At 70.2% G+C, this 1,048-nt stretch carries 1 protein-coding gene; it reads left to right on the top strand.

Going from position 1 to position 1,048, the window contains the following annotated elements; translation table 11 throughout:
- Window positions 1-725 (top strand): aldo/keto reductase (locus tag ABZS61_RS34890; RefSeq protein ID WP_356430575.1); only part of this gene is annotated, 725 nt, incomplete at its 5' end.
- Window positions 726-1,048 lie beyond the last annotated feature (323 nt).

Here is a 1,048-nt window from a genome sequence, read left to right as displayed (position 1 = left end):
GCGGCCTGTTTCGCCACGGGCTGCCGAACCGGATCGTCTACGACTACACCGAGGACGGCACGCTGCGCTCGATCGACGCGAGCCTCAGGCGGCTGCGCACCGACCGGCTCGACACCGTGTGGATTCACGACCCGGCCGTCGACTTTCACGGCGACGCGTGGCGCGACGTGTTCGACATCGCGATGTCGGGCGCGGCCAGGGCGCTCACGCGACTGCGCGACGAGAAGGTGATCCAGGGCTGGGGCCTCGGCGTGAACCGCGTCGAGCCGTGCGAACTCGCGCTCGAACGCGCGGACCCCGACGGCTTTCTGCTCGCCGGGCGCTATACGCTGCTCGACCATGCGGGCGCGCTCGAACGGCTGATGCCGGAAAGCGCCGCGCGCGGGCTCGGGATCATCGTCGGCGGCCCGTACAACTCGGGCGTGCTGGCGGGCGGCACCCACTACGAGTATCAGCCGGCCACGCAGGCCATGCTCGACCGCGTCGCGCGCATCCGCCGGATCTGCGAACGATTCGGCGTCGATGTCCGCGCGGTGGCACTGCAATTCTCGCTCGCGCACCCGGCCGTCGCGGCCGCGATCCCCGGCGCTAGCCGGCCCGATCGCATCGACGACAACCTGCGTCTCGCGGCGGCGTCGATCCCTGCCGAACTGTGGAATACGCTGAAGGCCGAACGCCTGATTGCCGAGCAGGCACCGACGCCGGTGGGCGCGGATCGAGGTTGAATCGGGCAGGCGCGGCCGCATCAACCAACGGCCGCGTATCCCGGGCCGCGCGTAAATGCCACGACTATCGCCACGATTGCCATTTGCGCATTGCAGCCGGTGCAATTGGCGTCTAGCGTTTACGGGTTCGTCGACGTATACCCGTCATCCCACCCGAAAGGATGCCTCGCCATGCGAAGCCGCTTCCCGAAACGCCCCCTGCTACCGGCCGCCGTGGCCTGCGTCGCATTCGCCTTCTGCGCGTCGTCCGCCCGCGCCGACGACTCCGCCGGCATCGCGCCGCCCCAGCCGGCCACGCCCGTGCTGTCGACGACTGCGGCCGG

The sequence above is a fragment of the Streptomyces sp. NPDC005566 genome, from assembly GCF_040605575.1.
GTDB lineage: Bacteria > Actinomycetota > Actinomycetes > Streptomycetales > Streptomycetaceae > Streptomyces.
The sequence above is the reverse complement of the archived record's forward strand: the minus strand, read 5'-3'. Positions and strand labels throughout refer to the sequence as shown.